General features: G+C 72.9%; 1 protein-coding gene and 1 pseudogene. Both read right to left on the bottom strand.

Annotated elements, in window-relative coordinates:
- A partial coding sequence (locus I59_RS11720) for an ATP-binding protein (protein WP_022904030.1) occupies window positions 1–1,408 on the bottom strand: 1,408 nt, incomplete at its 3' end.
- Window positions 1,405–1,762: pseudogene (locus tag I59_RS19885) on the bottom strand (DUF4194 domain-containing protein); the annotation flags it as partial. The pseudogene I59_RS19885 and the gene I59_RS11720, both read right to left, overlap by 4 nt.

Below are 1,762 nucleotides of genomic sequence, written 5' to 3'. Positions count from 1 at the left end.
ACTGCCGCTCCTGGCGCAGGGTCCGCTCGCGGTCGAGGAGCGGGTACTCCTCGCGGGTCAGGGCGTCGCGCCGTTCGTCGAGCGACGAACGCGATTCCGCGTAGGAGCCGAGGAACTCGTGGGCGGTGCGCTGCGCGGCCCCGAACGACTGCTCGGAGTCGATCGCGGTCTCGAGGACCGCGGTGCGCTCCTCGAACGTCGCACGCGTCCGGGCGACGGTGTCGCGTTCGCGGGTCCGGCGGTCGATGCGGTCCTCGAGCTGCGCGAGGGCGTTGCCGCCTTGGTCGCGGAGTCGGGCCTCGGCATCGCGGAGCTCGATCTCGACCGCTGCGTGCCGAGCCTCGGCCGCGGACACCTCCGCCCGTGCCGCGGTGCGCTCGCGGGCGTTCCGGGCGACCTCGTCGTCCAGCAGGGCGCGCTTCCGCGACGCCGTCCAGTGGGCGAACGGGGAGACCTCGGCACCCGTGGCGATGCCGTCCAGCGCAGCTGCGGCGGCCTTCGACCGAGAGATCTCGGCGTGCAGGTCGACGATGGGGGAGAGGATGCGGACCTTTCGCTCCTCGGTGTCCATCGCCTCGTACGCCTCGTCGAGGGCGGAGAAGTGCGCGAGCGCCCGGTCCGCCGCCTCGTAGGTCGCCGGGGTCTCGAGCACGAGGGACTTGTAGAGCGCGTCCACGGTCGGCAGGTGCTGTCCGGCCTGGATGCGCGCGAGCAGTCGCATCGCCCGGTTGCCGCCACCGGAGTCGCCGATGCCGAGCCGGGTCTGCAGCGTGTACGCGAGTTCCTGGTACGTGTCGCGGATGACGAGTCCGGGGACCCGGCCCGTCAGTTCGAGGTGGTGGAACCGCGAGGGCACGAACTCCTCGAGCCGCCGCAGGTCGAAGGTGTCGTCGACCGTCGCCATGGTCATCTGGATGTCGCCGACGCCGCGGGCGCGCTTCGGCACGATGTACGTGCGCAGGACGGTGAAGCGGCGCTCGTCGTCGTTCCGGAACGTGACCGCGACCGCGCCCCACGTCGTCCGGTCGTCGCCGCGGAGGTTCACGTCCCGCAGGGCGCCGGTCTCCGGGTCGCGCTGCGTGTCGACCTTGCCCCGCAGGTACGTGAGCAGGTTGCGCTGGTCCGCGCCGCGCGCACGCCCGGTCGTGGTGTCGTTCGACGCCCCGTTGAACGGCACGTCGGACGGCATCATCACCGCGAGGTACGCGTCCATCAGCGTCGACTTGCCCGTCCCGGACGCCCCCGAGATCAGCGTGGCCGTGCCGGACAGCTCCACCTGGCGGTGCCCGTGGAAGCCGCCCCAGTTGACGACCTGCATCGACTCGGCGCGCCACTGCGCCACGGTGTCGAACAGCGCGGGCGTCGCGTACTCGTCCGGCGCGGTGCGGCCGATCGCGGTGTCGGTCATGCTGCCGGCTCGCCTTCGTCGTCGGTGTCGGCCGGCTCGGCCTGGAGGCCCGGTGCGGCTCCGTCGACGACCTCGCCGCCGTCGCTGGTCGCGGTCCGCAACCAGGTGTCGAGTTCCAGGAGTCGCTCGAGGGGGAGCAACACCTCGACCACGCTCGCGACGCGGAACCGGTCCGGGTCGGTGGTGCGCAGCAGGATGCGCGCACGGACGAGCCGGTCGACGGCGCTCGCCACGCGGGCCTCGTCGCGGGTGCGGTCGGTCGACCCGGCCGGCAGGAACCCGGCCACGTGCCCGAGGATCTCCGACCGGTCGACGACCACCTGGTCCGGACCCGGTCGGGTGTCCGCGCGCAGG

The organism is Curtobacterium sp. B8 (assembly GCF_000333315.1).
In the GTDB taxonomy this organism is placed as follows: Bacteria; Actinomycetota; Actinomycetes; order Actinomycetales; family Microbacteriaceae; genus Curtobacterium; species Curtobacterium luteum.
Note: the sequence above shows the minus strand (reverse complement) of the source record. Positions and strands in the feature narration are given on the sequence as shown.